The sequence below is a fragment of the Methylorubrum thiocyanatum genome, from assembly GCA_014138645.1.
GTDB classification, from domain to species: Bacteria; Pseudomonadota; Alphaproteobacteria; order Rhizobiales; family Beijerinckiaceae; genus Methylobacterium; species Methylobacterium thiocyanatum.
Genome location: JACJIB010000028.1, coordinates 1 through 1,339, shown reverse-complemented (window position 1 = coordinate 1,339; position 1,339 = coordinate 1). Strand labels below are relative to the sequence as shown.

Annotated in this window: 1 protein-coding gene; it reads right to left on the bottom strand. The window is 67.4% G+C overall.

Annotation, left to right across the window (positions count from 1 at the left end; translation table 11 throughout):
• Positions 1-12: 12 nt before the first annotated feature.
• Positions 13-1,271 (bottom strand): IS3 family transposase gene (locus HNR51_RS26520; protein WP_182556958.1). Its coding sequence is split into 2 segments (ribosomal slippage): positions 13-921 and positions 924-1,271, totalling 1,257 coding nucleotides; the frame shifts between segments, so codons are not numbered across the junction.
• Between the last annotated feature and the right edge of the window lie 68 nt (positions 1,272-1,339).

Below are 1,339 nucleotides of genomic sequence, written 5' to 3'. Positions count from 1 at the left end.
TGTTGTTGCCCCCTAAAGACCGGACAAGGTCTCCTGGGTTAATCGGGCAATGAACTCGCGCGGCGAGCGGTAGCCCAGCGCGCGATGAGGGTGAAGATCATTGTAGTGCGCCAGCCAAACGGGAAGCTGGCGCAGCACGCTCTCGGCATCCGGCAGGACCGAGACACGCACATAGTCGCGTTTCAAGGTTCGCACGAACGCCTCGGCCATGCCATTGCTCTGCGGGCTCTCCAGCGGCGTCGTTTTTGGCACCAATCCAAGGTCGCGGGCGAAGCGGCGCGTGTCACGGGCCACGTAGCAACTGCCGTTGTCAGTGAGCCACTCGATCAGGCTCGGCAATTGGTTGACCTGCCCGAAGCGATGCTCGACGGCTGCCACCATCAGGTCGCGGACGTCCTCGCTCGTGATGCCCGCCGTGGTCGCCACGTAGCTCATCGCCTCCCGATCGCAGCAGTCGAGCGCAAAGGCGACCCGCACACGCTCACCGTTCTCTGCCGCGATCTCCAGACCGTCCGAGCACCAACGCGTATTGCGCACGGCCACCGCCACCTTGCCCTCGTGACGGCGCGTCTCGGCGCCTCCCGCATGTCGCTGCAGCAGGAGGCCGTGCACCTTCATGACCCGGTAGACCCGCTTGGCGTTCGGCGCAGGCCGACCGTCCCGCTTGGCCTGCCGGCGCAGAAGGGCATGGACGCGCCGATAGCCATAAGTCGGCAGATCCGCGATGAGCGCCTGGATTGAGGCCAGTAGCTCAGCGTCGGGTGCGGGCGGGCGGCCGCGTCGGCCCTTAGGCTTCTGGGCGGCAGAGGCCTGCCTGGATGAGGCGAGGTGCGGGCGCGACACACCCAAAGCCGAAGCCACCGCGCTCACCGGCCGTCCCCCGGCCACGAGGTCACGCGCGAGGGCAACTTTTTGGGGGCGGCGACCCGCTCCATCGCCTCGCGCAGGATCTCGGTCTCCAGCGTCTTCTTACCCAGGAGCCGCTGCAGCTCGCGGATCTGCTGCTGGGCGGCGCGAAGCTCAGAGGCTGGCACCACCTCTTCACCGGCCCCGGCGGCCGTGAACGCGCCGCGCTCCATCAGCCGACGCCACGTGAACAGCTGGTTGGCGTTCAGCCCGTGGCGGCGGGCGACGAGCGAGACGGACTGGCCGGGCAGATAGGTCTCCTCGACGAGGCGCACCTTCTCCTGCGTAGTCCAGTGCCGCCGGCGCTGGACGGAGGTGATCACCTCGACGCGCTCGGCGCGGGGCGGGTCGTTAGAACTCACCATACGGTCGGTCATAGGCACACACTTCCACAAGCGTGAGCCCCTGTCCGGTCATTTAGGGGGCTACTTCA